At 62.0% G+C, this 20402-nt stretch carries 20 protein-coding genes and 2 pseudogenes; 8 read left to right on the forward strand and 14 right to left on the reverse strand.

Translation table 11 applies throughout. From position 1 onward, the window contains the following. Nucleotides 1-55: 55 nt before the first annotated feature. From NKJ09_RS15150 to NKJ09_RS15160, 3 genes are all read left to right on the forward strand, one after another. Nucleotides 56-1186 carry an efflux RND transporter periplasmic adaptor subunit gene (locus NKJ09_RS15150; RefSeq protein WP_352494795.1) on the forward strand — a complete coding sequence of 377 codons (1131 nt, stop codon included), beginning with the start codon at nt 56-58 and terminating at the stop codon, nt 1184-1186. Then, nucleotides 1183-4386: an efflux RND transporter permease subunit gene (locus NKJ09_RS15155; RefSeq protein ID WP_352762973.1), complete on the forward strand. Its 3204-nt coding sequence runs from the start codon at nt 1183-1185 to the stop codon at nt 4384-4386. The genes NKJ09_RS15150 and NKJ09_RS15155 overlap by 4 nt, the downstream gene beginning before the upstream one ends. 139 nt (nt 4387-4525) lie before the next feature. Next, entirely contained in the window at nt 4526-4684 is a 159-nt protein-coding gene (locus NKJ09_RS15160) for a hypothetical protein (protein ID WP_352482029.1), read from the forward strand. Between the two features lie 45 nt (nt 4685-4729). On the opposite strand, the gene NKJ09_RS15165 is transcribed toward NKJ09_RS15160, so the two are convergent. Beyond that, nucleotides 4730-5191 carry a hypothetical protein gene (locus NKJ09_RS15165; protein ID WP_352494800.1) on the reverse strand — a complete coding sequence of 154 codons (462 nt, stop codon included), beginning with the start codon at nt 5189-5191 and terminating at the stop codon, nt 4730-4732. A gap of 61 nt (nt 5192-5252) precedes the next feature. Next, a pseudogene (locus NKJ09_RS15170) lies at nt 5253-5426 on the reverse strand (recombinase zinc ribbon domain-containing protein); the annotation flags it as partial. A 79-nt stretch (nt 5427-5505) separates the two neighbouring features. Between NKJ09_RS15170 and NKJ09_RS15175 the strand changes: the two are divergent. Then, nucleotides 5506-5973: a DUF995 domain-containing protein gene (locus NKJ09_RS15175; protein WP_156948081.1), complete on the forward strand. Its 468-nt coding sequence runs from the start codon at nt 5506-5508 to the stop codon at nt 5971-5973. 78 nt (nt 5974-6051) lie between these two features. Here the strand turns inward: NKJ09_RS15175 and NKJ09_RS15180 are convergent, their stop codons facing one another. The 5 genes and pseudogenes from NKJ09_RS15180 to NKJ09_RS15195 form a co-directional block, all read right to left on the reverse strand. After that, nucleotides 6052-6345, reverse strand: a complete 294-nt coding sequence (locus tag NKJ09_RS15180; RefSeq protein ID WP_352482028.1) for a hypothetical protein — start codon at nt 6343-6345, stop codon at nt 6052-6054. Continuing rightward, nucleotides 6342-6593: a hypothetical protein gene (locus NKJ09_RS15185; RefSeq protein WP_352482027.1), complete on the reverse strand. Its 252-nt coding sequence runs from the start codon at nt 6591-6593 to the stop codon at nt 6342-6344. The genes NKJ09_RS15180 and NKJ09_RS15185 overlap by 4 nt, the downstream gene beginning before the upstream one ends. After that, complete coding sequence (locus tag NKJ09_RS15190) at nt 6590-6829, reverse strand: hypothetical protein (RefSeq protein WP_352494765.1); 240 nt, start codon at nt 6827-6829, stop codon at nt 6590-6592. Before NKJ09_RS15190 ends, NKJ09_RS15185 begins: the two co-directional genes overlap by 4 nt. Before the next feature lie 826 nt (nt 6830-7655). Then, nucleotides 7656-7769, reverse strand: a pseudogene (locus NKJ09_RS32495) (transposase); the annotation flags it as partial. 168 nt (nt 7770-7937) lie between these two features. After that, entirely contained in the window at nt 7938-9269 is a 1332-nt protein-coding gene (locus tag NKJ09_RS15195; RefSeq protein WP_023720304.1) for a PQQ-dependent sugar dehydrogenase, read from the reverse strand. Nucleotides 9270-9670: 401 nt separating this feature from the next. On the opposite strand from NKJ09_RS15195, the gene NKJ09_RS15200 reads away from it, so the two are divergent. After that, on the forward strand, nt 9671-10630 hold the full coding sequence (locus NKJ09_RS15200) for a DMT family transporter (protein ID WP_352515704.1): 960 nt from the start codon (nt 9671-9673) through the stop codon (nt 10628-10630). A 136-nt stretch (nt 10631-10766) separates the two neighbouring features. Here NKJ09_RS15200 and NKJ09_RS15205 read toward each other — a convergent pair whose 3' ends face one another. The 4 genes from NKJ09_RS15205 to NKJ09_RS15220 are packed head-to-tail and all read right to left on the reverse strand — an operon-like array spanning nt 10767 to nt 15133. After that, nucleotides 10767-11603: an N-acyl homoserine lactonase family protein gene (locus NKJ09_RS15205; RefSeq protein WP_023720302.1), complete on the reverse strand. Its 837-nt coding sequence runs from the start codon at nt 11601-11603 to the stop codon at nt 10767-10769. Between the two features lie 10 nt (nt 11604-11613). Further along, a complete protein-coding gene (locus tag NKJ09_RS15210) occupies nt 11614-12609 on the reverse strand; it encodes an ABC transporter permease (protein ID WP_352482025.1) in 996 nt (331 codons plus the stop codon). Between the two features lie 23 nt (nt 12610-12632). Then, nucleotides 12633-14135 carry a sugar ABC transporter ATP-binding protein gene (locus NKJ09_RS15215; RefSeq protein WP_023720300.1) on the reverse strand — a complete coding sequence of 501 codons (1503 nt, stop codon included), beginning with the start codon at nt 14133-14135 and terminating at the stop codon, nt 12633-12635. A gap of 56 nt (nt 14136-14191) precedes the next feature. Further along, nucleotides 14192-15133 (reverse strand): sugar ABC transporter substrate-binding protein, encoded by a 942-nt coding sequence (locus NKJ09_RS15220; RefSeq protein WP_023720299.1) that lies wholly within the window; start codon nt 15131-15133, stop codon nt 14192-14194. 158 nt (nt 15134-15291) lie between these two features. Here NKJ09_RS15220 and NKJ09_RS15225 point away from each other — a divergent pair, with 158 nt between their 5' ends. Continuing rightward, the gene (locus NKJ09_RS15225; RefSeq protein WP_023720298.1) at nt 15292-16305 is read left to right on the forward strand and encodes a LacI family DNA-binding transcriptional regulator; all 1014 of its coding nucleotides are present in this window, start codon (nt 15292-15294) and stop codon (nt 16303-16305) included. Here the strand turns inward: NKJ09_RS15225 and NKJ09_RS15230 are convergent. Together NKJ09_RS15230 and NKJ09_RS15235 are read right to left on the reverse strand one after the other, a co-directional pair. Next, on the reverse strand, nt 16248-16556 hold the full coding sequence (locus NKJ09_RS15230; RefSeq protein WP_156948117.1) for an ROK family protein: 309 nt from the start codon (nt 16554-16556) through the stop codon (nt 16248-16250). The two genes, NKJ09_RS15225 and NKJ09_RS15230, sit on opposite strands and share 58 nt — an antisense overlap. Nucleotides 16557-16574: 18 nt before the next feature. Then, nucleotides 16575-16928, reverse strand: a complete 354-nt coding sequence (locus tag NKJ09_RS15235; protein ID WP_023720297.1) for a winged helix-turn-helix transcriptional regulator — start codon at nt 16926-16928, stop codon at nt 16575-16577. Between the two features lie 120 nt (nt 16929-17048). On the opposite strand from NKJ09_RS15235, the gene NKJ09_RS15240 reads away from it, so the two are divergent. Together NKJ09_RS15240 and NKJ09_RS15245 are read left to right on the forward strand one after the other, a co-directional pair. Next, complete coding sequence (locus tag NKJ09_RS15240; protein WP_352762979.1) at nt 17049-18485, forward strand: MFS transporter; 1437 nt, start codon at nt 17049-17051, stop codon at nt 18483-18485. 352 nt (nt 18486-18837) lie between these two features. Next, nucleotides 18838-19170, forward strand: a complete 333-nt coding sequence (locus NKJ09_RS15245) for an antibiotic biosynthesis monooxygenase family protein (RefSeq protein ID WP_352515694.1) — start codon at nt 18838-18840, stop codon at nt 19168-19170. 214 nt (nt 19171-19384) lie between these two features. Here the strand turns inward: NKJ09_RS15245 and NKJ09_RS15250 are convergent, their stop codons facing one another. Continuing rightward, entirely contained in the window at nt 19385-20263 is an 879-nt protein-coding gene (locus NKJ09_RS15250; RefSeq protein WP_352494762.1) for an NAD(P)-dependent oxidoreductase, read from the reverse strand. Between the last annotated feature and the right edge of the window lie 139 nt (nt 20264-20402).

Here is a 20402-nt window from a genome sequence, read left to right on the forward strand (position 1 = left end):
TCGCGACGCGGGCGGGCGACCCCGTCGATCGGCCGGCTGGCTTGCCCGCGCCGCCATGTCGACGGCATTCCTGCTCGGCATGGCTTTCAGCAGCACTGCGTTTGCGCAGGACCAGCAGCTTCCCGTGGTGACGGCGGCCAAGCCGGTGGTCCGTGAAATCGTCGAGGACGACGAGTTCGTCGGGCGCTTCGAAGCCGTCGACCAGGTCGCCATCCGTTCGCGCGTCAGCGGCTATCTGGACAAGGTCAGTTTCCAGGACGGCGCACTGGTCAACAAGGGCGACCTGCTCTTCACCATCGACCAGCGTCCGTACCAGGCGGCTTATGATGCCGCCAAATCGCAAGTGGACGTCGCCAAGAGTCTGCTCGAATTCTCCAAGATGCAGCTGGATCGCGCCGACGAACTCGCCAAGACCGGCAATATCTCAACCGCGACGGTCGACGACCGCCGGCGGGAATACCTTTCGGCGCAGGCGCAAATGCAGGGCGCGACGGCTGCGCTGACGACGGCCAGCCTGAACATGGAATTCACCGAGATCAAGGCGCCCTTGTCCGGCCGCATCGACCGCCGGCTGGTGTCGGTCGGCAACCTCGTGCAGCCGGATTCCACCTTGCTGACGACCATCGTTACGCGCGATCCGATCGACTTCTATTTCGACGTCGATGAGCGCCTGTATTTCAGCTACGCCCGCGACGCGAAGGAGCGTGGCGGCAGCATGCAGGAAGGCGCCGGCGGGCTCGAGGTGGTGGTTCGCGTCGCCGACCGCGCGGAGGCGGTATTCAAAGGCAAGCTCGATTTTGCCGAGAACCGGATCGACAACGCGACCGGCACCATGCGGGTGCGTGCAAGTTTTCCCAACGCCGACGGCATTCTCCAGCCAGGCATGTTTGGGCGCATCAACGTGCCGGGGTCGCTGCCGCATAGCGGCGTGCTGGTGCCCGACAAGGCGATCGGCGCCGATCAGGATCGCCGCATCGTGTTCCTGGTGGATGAGGCCGGGATGGTGTCGGCCAAGCCTGTGCGCACCGGCCCGCTTCTCGACGGCTACCGGGTGATCCGCGCGGGCCTGACCGGCGACGAGACGATCATCGTCAACGGGCTGATGCACGCCAGGCCCGGCACCAAGGTGAAGGTCGAGATGGTGACGTTGCCGCCCAAGGCCGAGACCGCCGAGTTGCAGCAATGAGGTTCGCACATTTCTTCGTCGACCGTCCGATCTTCGCATCGGTCGTTTCGATCGTCCTGCTGATCCTCGGCGGGATTGCTTATACCCAGCTCCCGGTCGCGCAATATCCCGAGATCGCGCCGCCGACCATCGTCGTTCGCGCGCAGTATCCGGGCGCCGACGCCGAGACGGTCGCAGCGACGGTGGCAACGCCGATCGAGCAGGAGATCAACGGCGTCGAGGGCATGCTCTACATGTCGTCCTATTCATCGGGCGACGGGGCGATGGCGCTGACCATCACCTTCAAGCTGGGCACCGATCTCGACCAGGCGCAGGTGCTGGTGCAGAACCGCGTGTCGGTCGCCGAGCCGCGCCTGCCCGAAGAAGTCCGCCGCCTCGGCATCACCACCACCAAGACCTCGCCCGACCTGATGATGGTCGTGCATATGCTGTCGCCCGACAATACCTACGACCAGCTCTACGTCTCGAACTACGCCCGCTCGCGGGTGCGCGACATACTGCTCAGACTCGACGGCGTCGGCGACCTCATCATCTTCGGCGAACGCGAATATTCGCTGCGCATCTGGCTCGATCCGGAAAAACTGTCAGCCCTGGGGATGACCTCGGGCGATGTGGTGCAGGCGCTGCGCGACCAGAACGTCCAGGTGTCGGGTGGCTCGATCGGCGCGCCGCCGACCAGCACCGGCACGGCGTTCCAGTACACGGTCACCACGCAAGGCCGCTTCAACGACGCACGCGACTTCCGATACGTGATCGTCAAATCGACCGACGACGGCCGTCTGATCTCGCTGCAGGACGTGGCGCGCATCGAGCTCGGCGCCAAGGATTACGTCACCAACTCCTATCTCAACGGCAAACCGGCCGTGGCGCTCGCCATCTTCCAGCGGCCGAGCACCAATGCGCTCGCCGCAGCCGCGGAGATCCAGGACAAGATGAAGGAGCTTTCCCGCGACTTCCCGAAGGGGTTGAGCTACGACATCGTCTACAATCCGACCGAGTTCGTCGCCGAGTCGATCCAGGAGGTATACAAGACAATCCTCGAGGCGATGCTGCTGGTCATCATCGTCATCATCGTCTTCCTGCAATCGTGGCGCATGGCGATCGTGCCGATCGTGGCGATCCCCGTGTCGCTGATCGGCACGCTGGCGGTGCTTTACGCCGCCGGCTTCTCGCTCAACATGCTGACGCTGTTCGGCCTCGTTCTGGCGATCGGCATCGTCGTCGACGATGCGATCGTCGTGGTCGAGAACGTCGAGCGCAATATCGCCAGAGGGCTGGCGCCCAATCCGGCGTCGCACCTGACCATGGACGAAGTCGGAACGGCGGTCATCGCGATCTCGCTGGTGCTGATAGCCGTGTTCGTACCGACAGCCTTCATCCCCGGCATTTCTGGGCAGTTCTACCTGCAGTTTGCGATCACCATCGCGGTGTCGACGGCGATCTCGGCATTCAATTCGCTGACGCTTTCGCCGGCGCTGGCGGCACTGCTGTTCAAGCCGCATCACGCTGCGGCGGCGCCGCCGCGCTTTTTCTTGGCGCGGTTCGGACGGGCGCTCGCCGACGGCTTCAATCGCGGCTTCGACAGCGTCGCCCACTGGTATTCGAGCATCATCCGCGTGCTGGTCGGGTCGTGGATAACGATCGCCGCCATGCTGGCCGTTTTCGCGGCCCTCATCTACGCCACGGTCTACATGGTGCAGGCGGTGCCGCGCGGTTTCATTCCGTCGCTCGACCAGGGCTATGCGATCGTCGTCGTCCAGTTGCCGGACGGCGCCTCGCTGTCGAGGACCGATGCGGTCATCCAGCAGGCGTCGCAGATCATCCAGAAAACGCCAGGCGTCGACTACGCAGTCGCCTTCGCCGGCTTCTCCGGCGCGACCTTCACCAACGCCAGCAACGCGGGCGTGATCTTCGCCAGGTTCAAGCCGTTTGACGAGCGACTGAAAGCCGGCCAGTCGGCGACCCAGGTCATCGGCAATCTGTTCGGCAGCCTGCAAAGCATCAAGGAAGCCTTCATTATCGCACTGCCGCCGCCGCCGATCCGCGGCGTCGGCAATGCCGGCGGCTTCAAGCTGCAGATCCAGGAGCGCAACAGCGCCGACATGCGGCAGATCCTGGCGCTTGCCAACGAAATCGCCGGCATGGCCAACAAGACGCCGGGGCTGACGGGCGTGTTCACCACGTTCTCCGCGTCGAGCCCGCAATTCTTCCTGGCGATCGATCGCGACAAGGCGCGCATCCTGAACGTGCCGATCCCCAACATCTTCGAGACGCTGTCGATCAATTTGGGCACCGCCTACGTCAACGACTTCAACGCTTTCGGGCGCGTCTACCAGGTGCGGGCGCAGGCCGACCAGGCGTTCCGCCTCGATCGCGCCGACATCTTGAAACTGAAGGTGCGCTCGGCGACCGGCGCGCTGGTTCCGCTCGGCACGTTGATCGAGATCCGCGACGTCACCGGCCCGGCGCTGGTCCAGCGCTACAACATGTACGTCTCGGTGCCGCTGCAGGGCAACGCCGCGCCCGGCGTTTCCACGGGCGACGCGCTGGCATTGATGGAAGGGATCACGGCAAAGACGCTGCCGGCCGGTACCTCCTATGAATGGACCGAGCTCGCCTATCAGGAGCGCAACACCGGCAATGCCGCTGTCTATATCTTCGGACTGTCGGTGCTGTTCGTGTTCCTGGCGCTGGCGGCGCAATATGAAAGCTGGGTGCTGCCGTTCGCCATTGTGCTGGTGGTGCCGCTCGGCGTGCTCGCGGCGTTGCTCGGCGTGTCTTTCCGAGGGCTGGACAACAACATCCTCGTGCAGATCGGCCTCATCGTGCTGATCGGGCTTGCCGCCAAGAACGCGATCCTGATCGTCGAATTCGCGCGCCAGGCGCAGGAACGCGGCCTGTCGGCCGCCGAGGCTGCCGTCGAAGCCTGCCGGCTCAGGCTGCGGCCGATCCTGATGACCGCTTTCTCGTTCATCCTCGGCGTCGTGCCGCTGATGATCGCAACGGGCCCGGGCGCAGAAATGCGCCAGTCGCTGGGCACCGCGGTGTTCTCCGGCATGCTCGGCGTCACCTTCGTCGGCCTGTTCCTGACGCCGGTGTTCTACGTCACGCTCAGGTCGCTGTTTTCACGGCGCAAGCCCCGTGCCGAGGCCGAGCCTTCGGGGCCGGCAGAGGCGCCATTGGAGACGGCCGCCGAGTAGGGTTACGAATTCGCCGCGTCGGGCGCGGCTTATCACTCCAGAAAATCGGCGGCGCGGTAACGGCCACGATCTGCGCACCGCGACCTCCGGAGTCCTCGCTTGCGATGTCTGCTTTCAGGACGCGGCGAAGCTGATCTCTATGACCGAAATCAGGCGCGAAGCTGCCTTTCAACACCGGACCAAAGCGCTGGATTTTGATTCGTTTAAGATATCTGGCACGACCGAAGAGATTAGACTGCTGACCCCCGAATTTGATTCCCAGCAGACGGCTCTACTCAACCGCAGCAACGAAGCCTGAACTGGTAAATTATAGGGTCTGGGGAAAGGCGGTAGCGCTCTCCCGCTACCATCGCTCCCCCCGAACGGAGACGAGGTGGCCAAGGCCTTGGTCGACCATGTTTGACAGGTATCCATCAATCAGGATCGATGGCTGCTCGCCTGCCTTCGGCGGGTAGACTGTCACGGTCGACACGACGTCGCGGACGATCTTCTTGGCTTCTTCCGAGACGAAGCCATTCTCTCCGATCGCGGCGGCGAGCGCTTCCAGATCGCGGATGTAGCGGGCGACAAGCGCCGGCTTCAGCGTCACGACCTTCGGCGGCTGCGGCAGCACGGCGAGCTCGCCCTCGAGGTGCTGGCGCTCCTCGCGTAGCATTGGCAAGCGCTGCTCGGCTTCGGCTTCCGAAATCATGCCTTTGACATAGGCGTTCAGCACGCGGTCGTATTCGCGCCTGGCGGCGTCGAGCCGCTGGGCGGCCTTTTCGCGAGGCGCCCTGCCCCGAATAGAGCTTTTGATGCTCGTCATTGTAGGCGGCGACATAGTGGTCGATCAGCGCCTTGTCGTTCAACCTGGCGCGCAACCCGTCGATGACCGTCGCTTCGATATGATCGAGCGCATAGGGCCTGACATTGGTGCATGAGCGCGATTCCTTGGCGCGCGTGCACATGATGCGCGTCAGGCGACCCATCCTGTCCTTGACCGACATGCCCGACCCGCAGGCGCCGCAGCGCAGCGGGGTGTGCCAGCGCAAGTGCCTCACGTCGGCGATTTCCTGCCTCGATTCTCCTCTGAGGAAATGCTAAATTAGTCATTGCTTGGGCAAAGAGAGGGAGGTCTTTATGCGTGCATTTGCAATTTTTCTGTTAGGCGGCGCTTTGACTAGTTTTGTGTGTGCGTCCGCATGGGCCGGCAAGCTGCCGAAGGACGCGGTCGAATTAACCGCAGCCGAGGTCAAGGCGATATATTCAGGCAAGACCGGTATTTATGACGTCTCTAGCATTTACTATGCATCTGACGGCACAACCAAAGGAATCTTTGGCAAACCTAAGGTAACGGCAACTTTTAAGGGCACTTGGAGCGTAAGTGGTAATGAGATGTGCGCCAAGAATAAGCCAAAGGGTGATCCAAAAATCTACAGGGACTGCAACAAATTTTGGCGTTCTGGAAAAAGGATATATGACCTTTGGTCTGTCCACTATGATGGATCAAAGCCGGATCTAAAGAGCGGGTATGTTACCACTACCGTTAAGAAGCTTAAGGACGGAGATTTAGTGGCGAAAAAATACGCTGCTGCAGGCGGGGAGTGACAAAAGCGACAGGAACACGCAAGGAAAAAGCCCGCCACCGTGAGGCGGCGGGCTTAGCAGTTCCGTCTGGGTGCCGGTTCAGTGGCGCCCAGCGGGCCCTTCAAGGAACTCCATGAAGTTTTCCACCGCTCTGTCCGCTGGCGTTGACCGGGAGTTGCAAGCACTGAGAATGGCGGCGGCGATTTTCAGCATATCGGTGCGACTTCCAACAATCTTTGACACCACGGCATTTTCTGTGCCGCCGTCATAAGTCGAGCGCTGCAGGACATGCAGCGTCAGCCTGAGATTGTCGCCCATAAATTGGAGTGGGCCGGCACCAGTGACGAACGTGTCAGAGACGCAGAACGGTTCGACGGTCGGGACGGCGCTCATGATGCCGCCTTTCTGGCCTTGGCGTCGGCCATCGCGTTGTCGATACACGCTCCAGCCGCTTCGTTCAGACGTTCGGCGAGGTCGCGGGCGATCATGGCCAGCGCGCTTATTTGGTCCGCCAAAGCGACCCTCTTCCCGTCGCGCTCGAACTCCTGTTCCATGGTCTGGCCATAGAGCACTTCGAGCAAGTGGTGCAGGTTCCCAGTATCGAATTGCAGGTCGTCGAGGTCATCTGAAGGCGCGGTCATGACGCGGCGCCCCCGAGGGTTTCGTAGTAGGCGTTCTTAACCTTCCGCGTCATCTGCTCTGCAATGGTGGCAATGAAGAAAAGGCGCTCCCCCCTCGCTTGGGTCAGAACGAAATTCCCGTCAGGTACTGTGGAAAAGACCTCCAGCATGGTCAGCAAGACGTCGGCCACGTTGTCCGCGTCACAGATCAGCGGCTCCAGATCGGCGAAGGTCATCTTCTCCTTGGCGGCGCTCATTTTGGGCAGAATCTGAACTTGGAGTTGGCCAGCAGTTCTGTAGCCGAAAGTGGAGTTGCGGCTCCGTGGCTCGGAAGGTCAGAGCCAGACCTTCAAGCGCCCCGCGAGCATCGGCATGAACTATGCCCCGAACCGGACTTATCCCAAAAGTCCGAAATGCCTGCTCTCGAGCCAAATCTGGCGATCCGCTTCCTGGCACAAGTGTGCGGCAGTCGACCCGTTGCGTCATTCGATCCTGTACGCAACGCCGGATCAAAGCGCTCTCCTCTGCAGTTGTTGTTTGGGATCCCGGGCTCGTGCCTTGTTGCCGAAACGGATTCCGGCGTAGGGCGAGGCCCCCGCAAAGCCGACGTTGACGTCGCGGCAGACGTTCGTCGTCTGCGGGTCAGACTTTTCGTTTCGGGAACTGCGCGATTGCGCCAACTTCGGACGTTCAGCTTCCCTACTGCTACGGCAGGTGTAATCCTGGTTAGAAGCCTCAGCGCACCGTTCACGTCGAGAGGTGAGCGCATCAGCCTAGCGACTGGACCCTTGGCTAGGAACTCTCCGTCGTTCACATGTCGAGACCAGAGAAAGACGATGAACTCCGCAGACTAAATCGCAGACTAATTTCTCTCTCTAGTCTGCGATGTCCTTCTAAGTCATTGAAATGTTGGCGCGCCCGGAGAGATTCGAACTCCTGACCCCAGATTCGTAGTTTGCAGCTACGCCGCATGCCGGCGAAAATGGAAGACGCGTCTTCGATAGTGGGTATTGCGATGTAGCGGTCTCCCGCTACCAAATTCAGATATTTGTCCAGCCCGGAGACATGGGTAACAGTTTGTACCTAAGACATGGGTGACAATCTCGTGCCGAACGGATTGCCGATGGTCTGCAACGTCCTCTGTTCCAGGTCGAGATATCCCAGATCATAGTGCATGAAGCTGACGAGCCAAATGCCTCCGGCCAAAAGCCAAAAGTGTTACCCATGTATCCGGTACAAAATGTCACCTATGTCTCGGGTCGCTCAGCCTGCCATATGCATCGAGATCGTAGCCGAATGCAGCCATATCGGGCGTGGCGCTGTAGCCGAAGGCTGGTGAGGTCGGAATCAGAAAGGCACCTGCGCTCAACGGCCATTCGCCCGGCGGACCCGCCAGATGACGTTACCGACGTCGTCGGCGACGAGCAGTGCGCCAGTCTGATCGATAGCAACGCCGACCGGACGGCCCATCGCCTCGCCATTACGCCCGATGAAGCCAGTGAGCACATCTTTCGGAGGACCGCTCGGTTTGCCGCCATGGAACGGCACGAAGATCACCTTGTAGCCGCTGTGCACGCTTCTATTCCACGAGCCGTGCTGGCCGACGAAGGCGCCGTTGCCGTAGGTCGGACCGAGCCGGGCGCCTTTGGAGAAGGTCAGTCCCAGCGAGGCGGTATGAGAGCCCAGGGCGTAATCGGGCTTGACCGCCGTCGCCACGAGATCGGGGCGCTGCGGCTTAGCGCGTTCGTCGACGTTCTGTCCGTAGTAGCTGTATGGCCAGCCGTAGAAAGCGCCGTCACGAACCGAGGTCATGTAATCCGGCACGAGATCGTCGCCGATCTCGTCACGCTCGTTCACGGCGACCCAAAGCTCGCCAGTTTCAGGATTCCAGGAGAGCCCGTTCGGGTTGCGCAGGCCCGAGGCGAAGACCCGCGTGCGGCGGGTCGACCGATCCACTTCAAGGACAGTGGCGCGGTTCTTCTCCGCGGCTATGCCGTTTTCTCCAACGTTGCTGTTGGAACCAACGGTGACATAGAGCTTGCGTCCATCCGGACTTGCGATCACGTCCTTGGTCCAATGATGGTTGAGGTCCCCGGCCGGCAAGTCGATGATCTTTTCCGGCGACGTGCTGACTCGGGTCTGGCCATTGGAGTAGAGGAAAGCGACGAGCGCGTCGGTGTTCGCGACAAAGAGCTTGCCTTTGGACAGCGTCATGCCGAAGGGCGAATTGAGGCCTTCCGCGAACGTCGTGCCCACATCCGCAATGCCGTCGCCATCGGTGTCGCGCAGCAGCGTGATGCGATTGGCGCTTTTGGTCGCGGCGCCAGCCCGCTTCATAGCCAGGTCCATGAAGACCTTTCTAAGACTGAAGCCTTCGTCATGCTTGGCAGGGGCATTGGTTTCAGCAACCAGAACGTCGCCGTTCGGAAGCACATGCAGCCAGCGCGGATGGTCGAGGCCGGTGGCGAAGGCGTTCACTGTCAGCCCCTTCGCCGGGGTCGGCATACCTCCTTTCTGCCAGCCTTTCGCCTCGGCGATGTTAACAGTCGGGATCAGCGTCGGTCTTGGTTTCGGTAAAGTGGGGTTGGGGCCATAGCCGGTTATTGCCCCGGTTTTTTGCGCCGGGATGCCGGCGCAGCTTGCCATGACGGCGCCCAACACCGCTACGAGTACGCTCCCTCGGAAGCCGGCATGCATCGGACGTCCTCCGCATGGATATGTGTCGCGCTCTTTGTGCAAACGGAAGTCAGTGGCTTATTCTTCCAATTGCTTCGAAAAAAACAGCGGCGCTCGGATCCGAGGGCCAGGAATTCGCGACAGATCTGCTCTCGGCAGAAATATGGCGCGAGAAGATTGTGGCAACCGCGCGAATATCTGTCGCGCAATATGAATCTCAGATTCGTATCGCGCGAAATCGATACGGCTTGCGCTTTTCGGTATCGAGTTGCTCATGGGCCAACATGCGTTCGAATGGAACGAGACCGTGAACGGCGGGACCCACAATGACCCACCGATTGCACCAGCCGGTGAACCAGCTGTTGTTGCTGCTTAGCAAGACGCTGCAAATCTGCTAAAGTCTGCGATGGGAGGAGACGGATATCCAATCGCTGCCGATAGCACAGCCAAATGTAGCTAAGGCGACACCCGGCGCATCACTTCCGCTCGCCTATTCCCTCGCGACGCTCTGCTGGCTCCTGTCCGCCGGCGTCTATATTGCCGCCAAGTGGGTTGCCCCCGAGATGCCGCCTTGGGCGCTCTGCTTCTGGCGGCTGACGCTCGCCTGCGCGATCCTGCTGCCTATCGTCCATCGTCATCACGGGGCGATGCTCGTGCTGATCCAATCCCGGGTGATCGAGGTGCTGGCCATCGGCGCCATCGGGCTGACCTTGTGTCAGGGCATGATCTACACGGGCCTCAACTACACCAACGCGACAACCGCCGGCATCATCATGGCGCTGTCGCCGATCATGACCATGGTGCTTGCCCGCTTCGTGCTTGGCGAGCCCCTCGGTGTCTGGAAAGCGCTTGGAGCGCTGGTCGCTCTGGCTGGGATGGTGGTGATCGTGGCGCGCGGCGACCTTGCCGCGCTTATGCAGCTACGGTTCAATCCCGGCGAGTTGTGGATCGTCGGCAGCGCGCTTTGCTGGGGCCTCTACACCGTGCTGCTGCGTCGCGCGAAATTCGGCATTGAGCTTCTGCCGATGGTGGTCCTGCTGCTGGGAGCCGGCGCGCTGGCCGCACTGCCTCTCTATCTCTGGGAACTGTTTTCCGGGGATCGTTCGGCGCTGCATGCGAACGGCCTTCTGGCCCTCGCCTATGTTGCCGGCCCGGGCGGCGCTCTGATGTACTATCTCTACAACCGCAGCGTCGAGACGCTTGGCGCCGGGCGCGCCAGCATGCTGCTCTATCTGCAGACCGCCTTCGTCGCCGTGCTCGCTTATCTGTTCCTTGGCGAAAGCTTGCACGACTACGATCTCGCCGGCGCCGCCTTCATCGTCGCCGGCCTGCTGCTCGCCACCGCGATCAAGCCGAGGCAGCGCACGGTGCGTGTCGCTTAGCGAACCTCAGCACCGTCGCTTCGGCCAGCAATTCGTAAGTCTTTGACAGTCCTTTCGGCCGGAGCGGCCCATGAGAGCTGCGTCACCGGTCGAGCTCCGTACGAAGAGGCTGCCGCGAAGGCCGCCTTCGATTTTCCTATCCGGCCCTGACGATCCGGAACCCTTCGACTTCCGCAATGACCGGCAGACCCTTCCATCGCTCTATGTCGTGCAGGACGATCAGTTGCCCAAGATCGCCGCCGATCGCGGTGTTGATGCGGTCGATGGTCTTCAGCTGCTCCCAAACACTGCCGACGGCATTGTTCAGCGGCGCATAGACGCCGTCGTGCTTGTGTCCGGTGATCTGGCGCTTCGAATAGACACAGTCGCCGGAGACGACCAGTTTGCCCCGCGCGGACTGGACGATGACGAATTGCTGTCCGATCGTGTGGCCGCTTCCCAGCCGTACATGGATGCCCGGCAGCACGTCGTCCTTGTCGCCATCGATCAGCGAAACGCGGTGTTCGACCGATGCATCAAGGGCGGCGCGCAACGTGTCGGGATCGATGATGGCGGTGAGATAACCGAACCGCGGCGGCAATGCGATCGCCTCATACCAGGACAGCAATTCGCTTTTCTGGATATAGAGATTTGCATTCGGGAACTCGGCGATCGATCCCATGTGATCGAAATGCGCATGGGTCACAAAAATGTCGGTGATCGCGCCGGCTGCAATGCCAAGCTCGGCCAGCATGCGAACCGGCGAAATCCAGTGGGGAATGTCGAACTTCAGCGAGAAGGCTGTGCTCGTTTCCTGAATGAAGCCGGTGTCGACCAGCACGTTGCGGTCGCCATGGCGTAGCAGGACAAAGGAGAAGGGCAGATCGACCTTGCCATCGTCATACATGCCTGCGACGAGATCCACCCAGGGCTGCTGCTTCGATCGGGCGAATTCGACGACGTAAACCTCCCAATGCGTGTTTTCGCTTGTCATGCTTTCTCCTTCAGCGTTCCGCCAGCGAGCGGCCCAGGCTCGCCATGCCCACGGCAATGATCAGGATGGCGCCCTGCAACACATATTGCGAGAAGGTCGGGGCGCCGAAAATGTTGAGGCCGTTGAAGCCGAAGGCGATGATGAGAGCGCCGACCAATGTGCCGAGCACATGGAATTCCCCGTCACGCAGCGTCGCCGAACCAAGGAACACAGCCGCGAATGCGGTGAGCAAGTAGGAGTCCGCGGCGCTGGCCGTGCCGCTGCCGAGACGCGAGGCAAGCAGTATTCCGGTCAGCGCCGCGCACATTCCCGAAATGACGAAACCGAGGATCTTGATACGATCGACATTCACGCCGGCAAGGCGGGCAGCCACCGCATTGCCGCCCACGGCCTGGATCTCCTGGCCGAGCGGCGTTCGCTCGACCAGCACCCAAAGCCCGCCGAGAACGAGGATCATGACGATGATGTTGTTGGGAATGCCGAACAGCCAGCGGCCAAGGGAAAGCTGGAGAAATGCCTCCGGCACGCCCGCCACAATGGGAACGCCGGCGGAATAGGCGAAGGCCAGGCCTGTAAGGATCGTTCCGACGCCCAGCGTCGCAATGACGGAATTGACCTTGATCTTGGTGACGATGAAGCCGTTGACCAGACCGATCACCGCGCCCAGCGCGATGACGATGACCACCGCAAGCGGGATTGGCAGCTTGTCGTGGACGACGAAGCCGGTGATCAGAATGCCGTGCAGGCTGGCGGCAAAGCCTATGGAGAGATCGAGTTCGCCAACGACAACGGCCAGTGTCAGCCCGCCGGCAATGATCATGGCCAGCGAAGCCTGGTTCAGCACATTGGTGAAATTGCCCACGGTTGGAAAGGCGGCGGGCGACAGGATCGAAAACGTGACGATCATCGCCAGAAGCCCAATGATCGTCCCATAGCGGGCAAAGATACCGAGCGCCGCCTTGGTTCCGGGCGACAGACGCCGGGCGCTTATCGCAACATCGCTCATCAGGGATGGTCCTCCATCAGTGCTTAGGGTTCGACATAGCTTGCCTCGACGATTGCCTTCCGCGACATGGCTAGGCCGGTCAGCTCGCGAACGATGCGGCCTTCCGCCATCACCAGAACGCGATCGCACAGCTCAGGCAACTCGTCCGGTTCCGACGAAATCACCAGAACCGCCATTCCTGCCTCGGCTTGCTGGCGGATCAGTCGGTGGATCTCGGTGCGCGCTCCGATATCGACGCCTCGCGTCGGCTCGTCGAGGATCAGCACCTTCGGTATGCGTTGGAGCCAGCGGCCGATCGCCACCTTCTGCTGATTGCCGCCGCTGAGACGGCCGACCGGCGTGCTCGCGTTCCGCGCCTTTATCGACAGGGCGCGGATCATCTCGCCGGCCATAGACGTGCGGGCGCGGCGGTTCATCAGCGGCAGGTAGCGACCGAAAGCGACCCTGTCGAGATTGGCGATGCTCAGATTGAAGGCGATACTCTTGGACAGGAAGAGCGCTTCCGCCCGGCGCTCCTCCGGGACCAGCCCAAGCCCCACCTGGACGGCCGCCGCGGGGGAAGAGGGCGTATAGGGCCGGCCCATCAGCGCCATCTCGCCGCTGTCCGGCCGGTCCGCCCCGAAAAGCAGCCGCGCGAGCTCCGTTCGTCCGGCGCCGACAAGGCCGCCGATGCCCAACACTTCGCCGGCGTGAAGCTCAAGGCTGACGCCGCGGACTTTCGGCACCCGCGTCAGGTTCTTCGCTTCCAGCACGACACCGCCGCGTGCCCTTGCGGTGGCCGTCCTTTGAGTGTCGCGAATTGCACCGCCGACGATCGCCTCGACCAGCGCGGGGCGGTGGAGCGCGTCTCCGGCGAGTTCGGCGACGGAGCGGCCATCGCGGAAGACCGACACGCGCGTGCACAGGTTCAGGATCTCGTCCAGCCGGTGCGAGATGTAGAGCACCGACACCCCTGACGCGGAAAGATCGCGGACAATCGCAAACAGCCGTTCCGCTTCACCTGCGGCAAGCGATGCGGTCGGTTCGTCCATGACGATCAGGCGCGCCTTGCGCACCAGGGCGCGGCAAATGTTGATCAGCCATATCTCGGCCGTCGAAAGTCCCTTCACGCTGGCGTTGAGCGGCGCCGATATGCCGACGCGACCGGCGATCGGCGCAACGTCACGCGCGATTGCACGCCAATCGGTCAGCCCGAAGCGCGTTTTCTTCGGGACGCCCAGCATGATGTTCTGCAGCACGGTCATGCCCGGCACGAACGCAAGCTCCTGATGGATGAAGCTCATGCCGAGTTCGGTCGCCCGCTGCGGCGTGCCAATCTCCTGGCGGCGGCCGTCGAGCTCGATACGACCGGCGTCGGGGTGGTTCAGTCCGGCGAGGATGCGGATGAAGGTCGACTTGCCTGCACCGTTGGCGCCGACAAGGCCATGGATTTCACCCGGCGCAATATCGAGCGATACGCCCTTCAGCGCTTGGGTGCCGCCGAAGGCCTTTGCGATATCGCGTGCGACCAGCAATGGGACCGTCATTTCAGCGCCGCCCGGCTGCGGCGCACCTCTTGTGAACGCCGCCGCCAAACCAAGTCCTACTTTATGGCTTCCGGATGGTCCTTGAGGAAGGCGTCGACGGTTTCCTTGGTCACCAGCACCGCCGGAACCTCGGCTGCCTTGGCTTGCCATGCGCCGCCTGCGTCCTTGATGTCCTTCAACATCTTGACCATGTTGTAGCCCTCGGTGAAGCTGTCCTGCCAGGCCGTGGCGGTCATGAAGCCATTCTTGATGTTCTCCAGCGCCTGGGCATTGCCGTTGATGCCGTAGACGAGAACGTCGTCGCGCCCCTGGGCGCGCAACGAGCCGATAGCGCCAATCGCCGGGTCGTCCCAGCATCCCCAGATCGCCAGGTTTTCCTTGCCGGCCGGATGCGACGCCAGCCACGCATTGGCGTACTGGGCGCCGTCCTCGAAATAGCCGGGAATACGCACCTCGTTCTTGGTGACGGTGATCTCGGGGTGTTTGGCGACGATCTCGTCCATGACGACTTCGCGGTTCCGGCAGACTTCGCCGGTCCGGTAGGTGAGCGCCAGTATCGAGCCCTTGCCGTCCATCTTCTTGACCATCAGATCCACGACCGGAATCGCCATCGGGCCGCCCGAGCCGTTGGTTGCGGCAACGGTCGAGCCGAGCCCGCCGCCCCAGGTCACCACAGGTATTCCAGCGTCGCCTGCGGCGGCCAGACCGGCGCCGATCGACGAATAGGGAAACACCATGTCGATGATCGCATCCGCCTTGAGCTGCGCGAAATTCTGGATCGCCGCGTTCGCCTGGTCGGCGCTGCCGGCGGCATCCACGACGTTGGTCTTCCAGCCAAGCTCGTCGGCGGCCTTCGTCGCGCCCTGGATGTAGCGGACATTGTTGGCCTCGGTGGCGCTTATCGACACAACGCCAAGAAGCGGCTTGTCCTGCGCGGCAGCGCTGGCCGTCGCCAGCGAGAGCGCTCCTGCGGCAATAATGCAAGCTAGATTTTTCATGGTGTTCCTCCCTTCGCCTAGTCTGCCGTCAGAGCCCCTTGATAGCAAACCGTTTCGCTAACGTCCTGCAAAACGCAGTCCAATGCAAGCATGAATCCGCTGGACACAGGGATAAATCTGAACCAAAGTTCAGCGAAACGATTAGCTATCGGGGCAAAATGGCCACCATCAAAGACGTCGCCAGAACGGCAGGCGTATCGACTGCGACGGTTTCGGCCGTCATGAACGATACGGCCTTTGTCAGTCCCGAGCTGAGGGCTCGCGTCGTCACCGCCATTCGCGAGCTGCGCTATGAACCGTCGCTGGCCGCCCGCAATCTGCGTCGCAACCGCAGCCAGCTGATCGCCCTTGCGGTGGCCGATCTCTCGAACCCGTTTTACGCACGCATCGTCTGGTCGGCCGAGGCAGCGGTCGCGGCATGGGGTTATTCACTCGTTCTCTTCAACAGCGATGAAAAGCCCGACACCGAACGGCGCATCCTGTCGCGGATTCGCACCCTCGGTTGCGACGGAATGGTTCTGGTTCCGGTGGGCGCCGCAAATCAATATCAGCCGCATGAGTTCGAAGGCATCGCGACCGTTCTTCTAGGTCGACCGATCGAAGGCAACAGCGCCGATACGGTGAGCATAGACAATCGGGCAGCCGGCAGGCAGGCGGTCGACTACCTGCTCGATCTTGGGCATCGCCGCATAGGTTCGGTCACCGGGCCGATGCAACTGTCGACCAGCAAGGGCAGGCTTGACGGCATGATCGACGCGATGGCCGCGCGGGGATTAACTCCGCAGCCTGGCCATGTCAGGTCCGGCGAATTTCGCGAGGAGGCCGCCTATTCGGTGGCCCGCGACATGATGGGTTCGCCCGACCGTCCCACGGCGATCTATGTCGCGAACGGCGTCATGGCGATCGGCGTGATGCGCGCCATTGCCGATCTCGGCTTGCGCTGTCCGCAAGACGTCTCGGTCGCCTCTACCGACACCGTCGCAGGCGCCGGAGGCCTGAAGCCGCGACTGACGAGAACGGAACATCCCATTGCCGACATGACCAACGAAGCGCTGCGCCTGCTCGTCGACCGCATCGAGGAAAGAGTGTCGGAGCCCGTGCGCAACATCGTTTTTCAGCCGGCACTGATCGTTGGCGAGAGCTGCGCGCCGCTGCGTAAGGATATCGGGTGACGGACCCGCAATGGTGCGGAACAACGAGCCTCAGAGCACCGCTGAAGCGAAGCCGGATCATCGAAGCCGGCCGTGCTGGACAATGGCCCGCCGACGCCCAGATCGACCTTGAGGAGCACGAAGTCGTCTTGGCCGACGGCCGCACCCCACATCAACTCCGCAATGGCCGAGCAGTTGCTCTCATTTTCGGCGAAGATCGGCTGTTCGAGGGTCGGCCCAAACAAGGTCGGAACGATACTCGCGCACAGCACACCGCCGCACCTAAGGCGCTACGCCTTGACCAGCGACATTGGTCGATCCCGTGTCAGTCGATCCGAATGCTTGAGACCCCAGTGCGCAAGCGGAGCAAGAGCGTCGTCCAGCTCCAGACCTAGGTCAGTCAACGAGTATGCGACGCGAGGCGGAACCTCCCCAAAATCGTGTCGGTCAAGGAGTCCGTCCGCCACCATCTCTCGCAAATGCTGGATGAGCATCTTCTCGCTCATGTCGGGAATAAGGCGACGCAACTCGCCAAACCGCCGCGGCTGCTTCCGGCAAAGCCAGAGGATCGTGCCTTTCCACTTGCCGCTGATCACAAGGAATGCCGGCCCCAGGCCGCAGGCTTCAGGTAAGTTCGTTGCCATCACATCGCTCCGATAGGGTACCTACAAAATAGTAGGTACTTGCCAAACCGGCGGTAAGTCAATCACCTTGCGCCTCCCTCGTGGCGTTATCGCGCCGCAGGCAAGCAAAAGGACTTTCCCATGGATATCCCATCCAAGAATTTTTCCGCCGCACCCGATCCACGACGCTGGATTGCATTGGCGGTACTTTGCGTAGCCTTCTTTATGGTTTGCCTTGACGGACAGATCGTCCTCCTCGCCTTACCCTCGATCGAGGCACAACTCGGTTTCACCCCATCCGCGGTGCAGTGGGTGATGAGCGCCTACATGCTGGCTCTGGGCGGGCTTCTTCTTCTCGGGGGTCGAGTATCGGATCTGTTGGGTCGGCGGCGCCTGTTCATGGCGAGCACAGCTGCTTTCCTTGTCGCCTCGCTGGCGTGCGGGCTTTCCGGCAATCCAGGATTTCTCATCGGTGCCTGGGTTGTTCAAGGAATTGCCGCTGCCGTATTGACCCCCAGCGCCCTATCGATCCTCATGACCACCTTCGAGGGAAATGAACGGAATCGAGCCCTGGGGCTATGGTCCGCGATGGGAGCCGGCGGGGCCACCGCCGCGCTGCTGGTGGGTGGACCGCTTGCCGATTGGCTCGGTTGGCGCTGGGTGTTCTTCATTAATGTCCCCATCTGCGCCATGATCCTGGGGCTCAGCCCGTTCACGCTGCGCGAGAGCCGTGCTATCGGCAGCCGCGGTGGCTTCGATCTCGGCGGCGCCGTGACGATTACCGCGGCGCTCGTGGCATTCGTACTGGCGATCACCGAGGTTCCCAGCGTTGGCTGGGCCCATCCGCAAACCCTGGGCCTGTTGGGTGCAACGCTCGGACTGCTCGGCGCATTCGTGCTGATCGAAAGGCGGGTGAATAACCCGCTTGTTCCCCTTGCCATCTTTCGGTCTCGCTCATTTGTCGGCGGGAACCTGACCATGCTCTTCGCCGGGGCGCTCGTATTCGGCATGGCACTTTTGGTGTCGCTTTATGCCCAGAAGGTCCTGGGTTACTCGCCGCTTGTCGTTGGCCTTGGCACGATGATCTATGCAATCCTGTCGATCGTCTCCTCAACACTGACGGGTAAATGGATCGGTCGGGCCGGGGCGCGTGCGATTGCCGTGATCGCCATGCTCTTGATGGGCGCTGGGTGCGCACTCTTCACCTTCATCGTTCCCGAAGGCACCTACCTCGCGCATCTGCTTCCGGGCTTGATCGCCTTCGGGCCTGGTATCGGAATGGCTGCCGTTGCCGGTTCCGTTGCAGCTCTCTCGAAGGTCAAGGAAGCCGACGCAGGCCTCGCGTCCGGGATAAACAGCGCGATGTTCCAGATTGGCGCTGCTCTGGGGGTAGCTATCACCGCCACCGTCGCTGTCTCGATGACGGGGACGTCGGATACCCCCGCAGCACTGACCGCAGGGTATGCGGCGGGCTTTTGGGCCTGTGTGATCATCGCCGCCACCGGTGCAACGCTTGCGCTGCTCCTTCTTTCGCGGGACAGAACGCCGGCCCCTGCGCCGGTGCACGTCGGGGTATGAGGAATTGGGGAGCCGCCCTCGCGGCTCCCCAACCAGGTGCGCAAACGCGAGGCGGCACAGCCTGCGACGGGCCATATGGGTTGCATCATACAAGTCAATATGTAGGCTGTGCCGATGCTTAGACGCGTCTACGAAACCAGAACTGCTCAGCAGCGCGCGCCCCGGCCCGATCGAGTTCCGCGACGCCTTGGGCCGACAGCGAATCGAGTTGTAGTTGCGCCGCGTCGACGACGATACGCTGGCTGACGTCGCCGACGTGGTTGCCAGCCTGGCTCAGCGCGGCCAGAGTTGTGCATTAGATATTTGAGGTCCACATGCCGCTGCTTGGCGGCAACGCATCGAGGAGAGCAAGATGGTTATTCGTCAATGGCGCGCTCGCGCCGCGGCGTCCAATCCGCACGGTTATCCCAACCACTTCAGAACCAGTGTCCTTCCGGCATTGCTCCAGACGGCCGGATTTCTCGGAGCGCAGTTGAGCGTGCGCAAAGTTGATGCCGAAATCGAATTTCAGGTGCAGACCCGGTGGCAATCGATGGAGGCCATCGGCAGATTTGCCGGGTCAGATGTCGAAAAGGCGGTCGTCGAGCCGGGCGCTGTCGCCGAGCTGCTCTCCTTCGATCCGCGTGTATGCCACTACGACGTCATTGAGGACGCAGGGAAGTCGTCCGGGTCAAGCGGAACCTGACCGAGTGTTCCAGCCATCATCCCGTGCAAAACTCGGATTCCAGCCGACCGCCGGGAGTGTATCCTGCATCGCCGCGCGAGGAGAGGATGACGAGCCGCTTGCCGGCGGGCAGCGAACTCCGAAGCTGGATTCATTTTGGACGCTGGTGCACCGCCTCCCCGGGAGGCCGAGAATGTCGGCAGCGGCGAGGGATATGGCGCCATCCACGACGGCTTCACCCGCCTTTCCCGCTCTTTCGCCGGATCAGCTCGAAAACACCTGAAATATCTTCATCTCCGAATCCGTCTCCGACCCGTTTGCGGAACAGGTCCAGCATGGGGTCGAGCAGATCGGCGGCGACCCCCTGCTCCCGGGTAGCTGTGAGGATGTTGTCCAGTGAGGCGGCCTGCATCCCGAGGTTCGACACCACATTCACGCCATGCCTGCCGCTGTCGATCTTCTCCGCATATCCCGGCAGCTCGCCCATCATCGCGGTCATCCATGGGCCAAGGAGCTTGAGGAAAGCGCCCGCGCCGATGCCTTCGGAATCTACGAGCGCGGTAGCGTGGAAGAAGCCGGCGAAAAGGCCATACATGCCGCTAAGAAGGGCCAAGTCGTGCAGCGATGCCAGCCCGGCATCCCCGCCGAGATAGTTCGCGGCGCCAAGCGCCTCGAGCGTTCGGGCGTGCGCATCGAAGGCCGCTTTGGAGCCGCTGTAGAGGATAAGCGCATGTTCGCCGCCGATCATCGGAGGCGTCGCCATGATGCCGCCGTCGAGATAGGCGGCGCCCAGCTTGGCAATCCGCTCGGCCGTGGCGCGCGCCTGTGCCGGCGTGCCGTTGGTCAGATTGACCAGCGAACGCCCGGAGAGCGCCGATGCCGCATCATCGATCACCGAATCCGACGCGGCATAGTCCAGCACGCACATCACGGTGACGTCGCTTGCGGCGGTCGCGTCGGCGGCGGACTTCACCTCGCGCGCGCCTTTGGCAAGCAGTGATGCGGCCTTGCCGGGCGTGCGGTTCCAGACCGTGACCGTGTGGCCCTGCGAAAGAAATCGGGCGGTCAGCGCCTGCCCCATAGCCCCGAGGCCGAGGATCGAGATATTGGCCATGTACGTGCGTCCTTCTACGTTCCGAATTGCAGCCCCGCCCCACGGCGGCGGCTACAAAGAGATGCAATATTGGACGCAGAAGCAGTAGTGGGTTATCTGTAGACCTATCGTCCACATTTAGGAACGATGAGAGCTCCGG

It is taken from the genome of Mesorhizobium sp. M0189, assembly GCF_040322135.1.
Classification (GTDB): Bacteria; Pseudomonadota; Alphaproteobacteria; order Rhizobiales; family Rhizobiaceae; genus Mesorhizobium.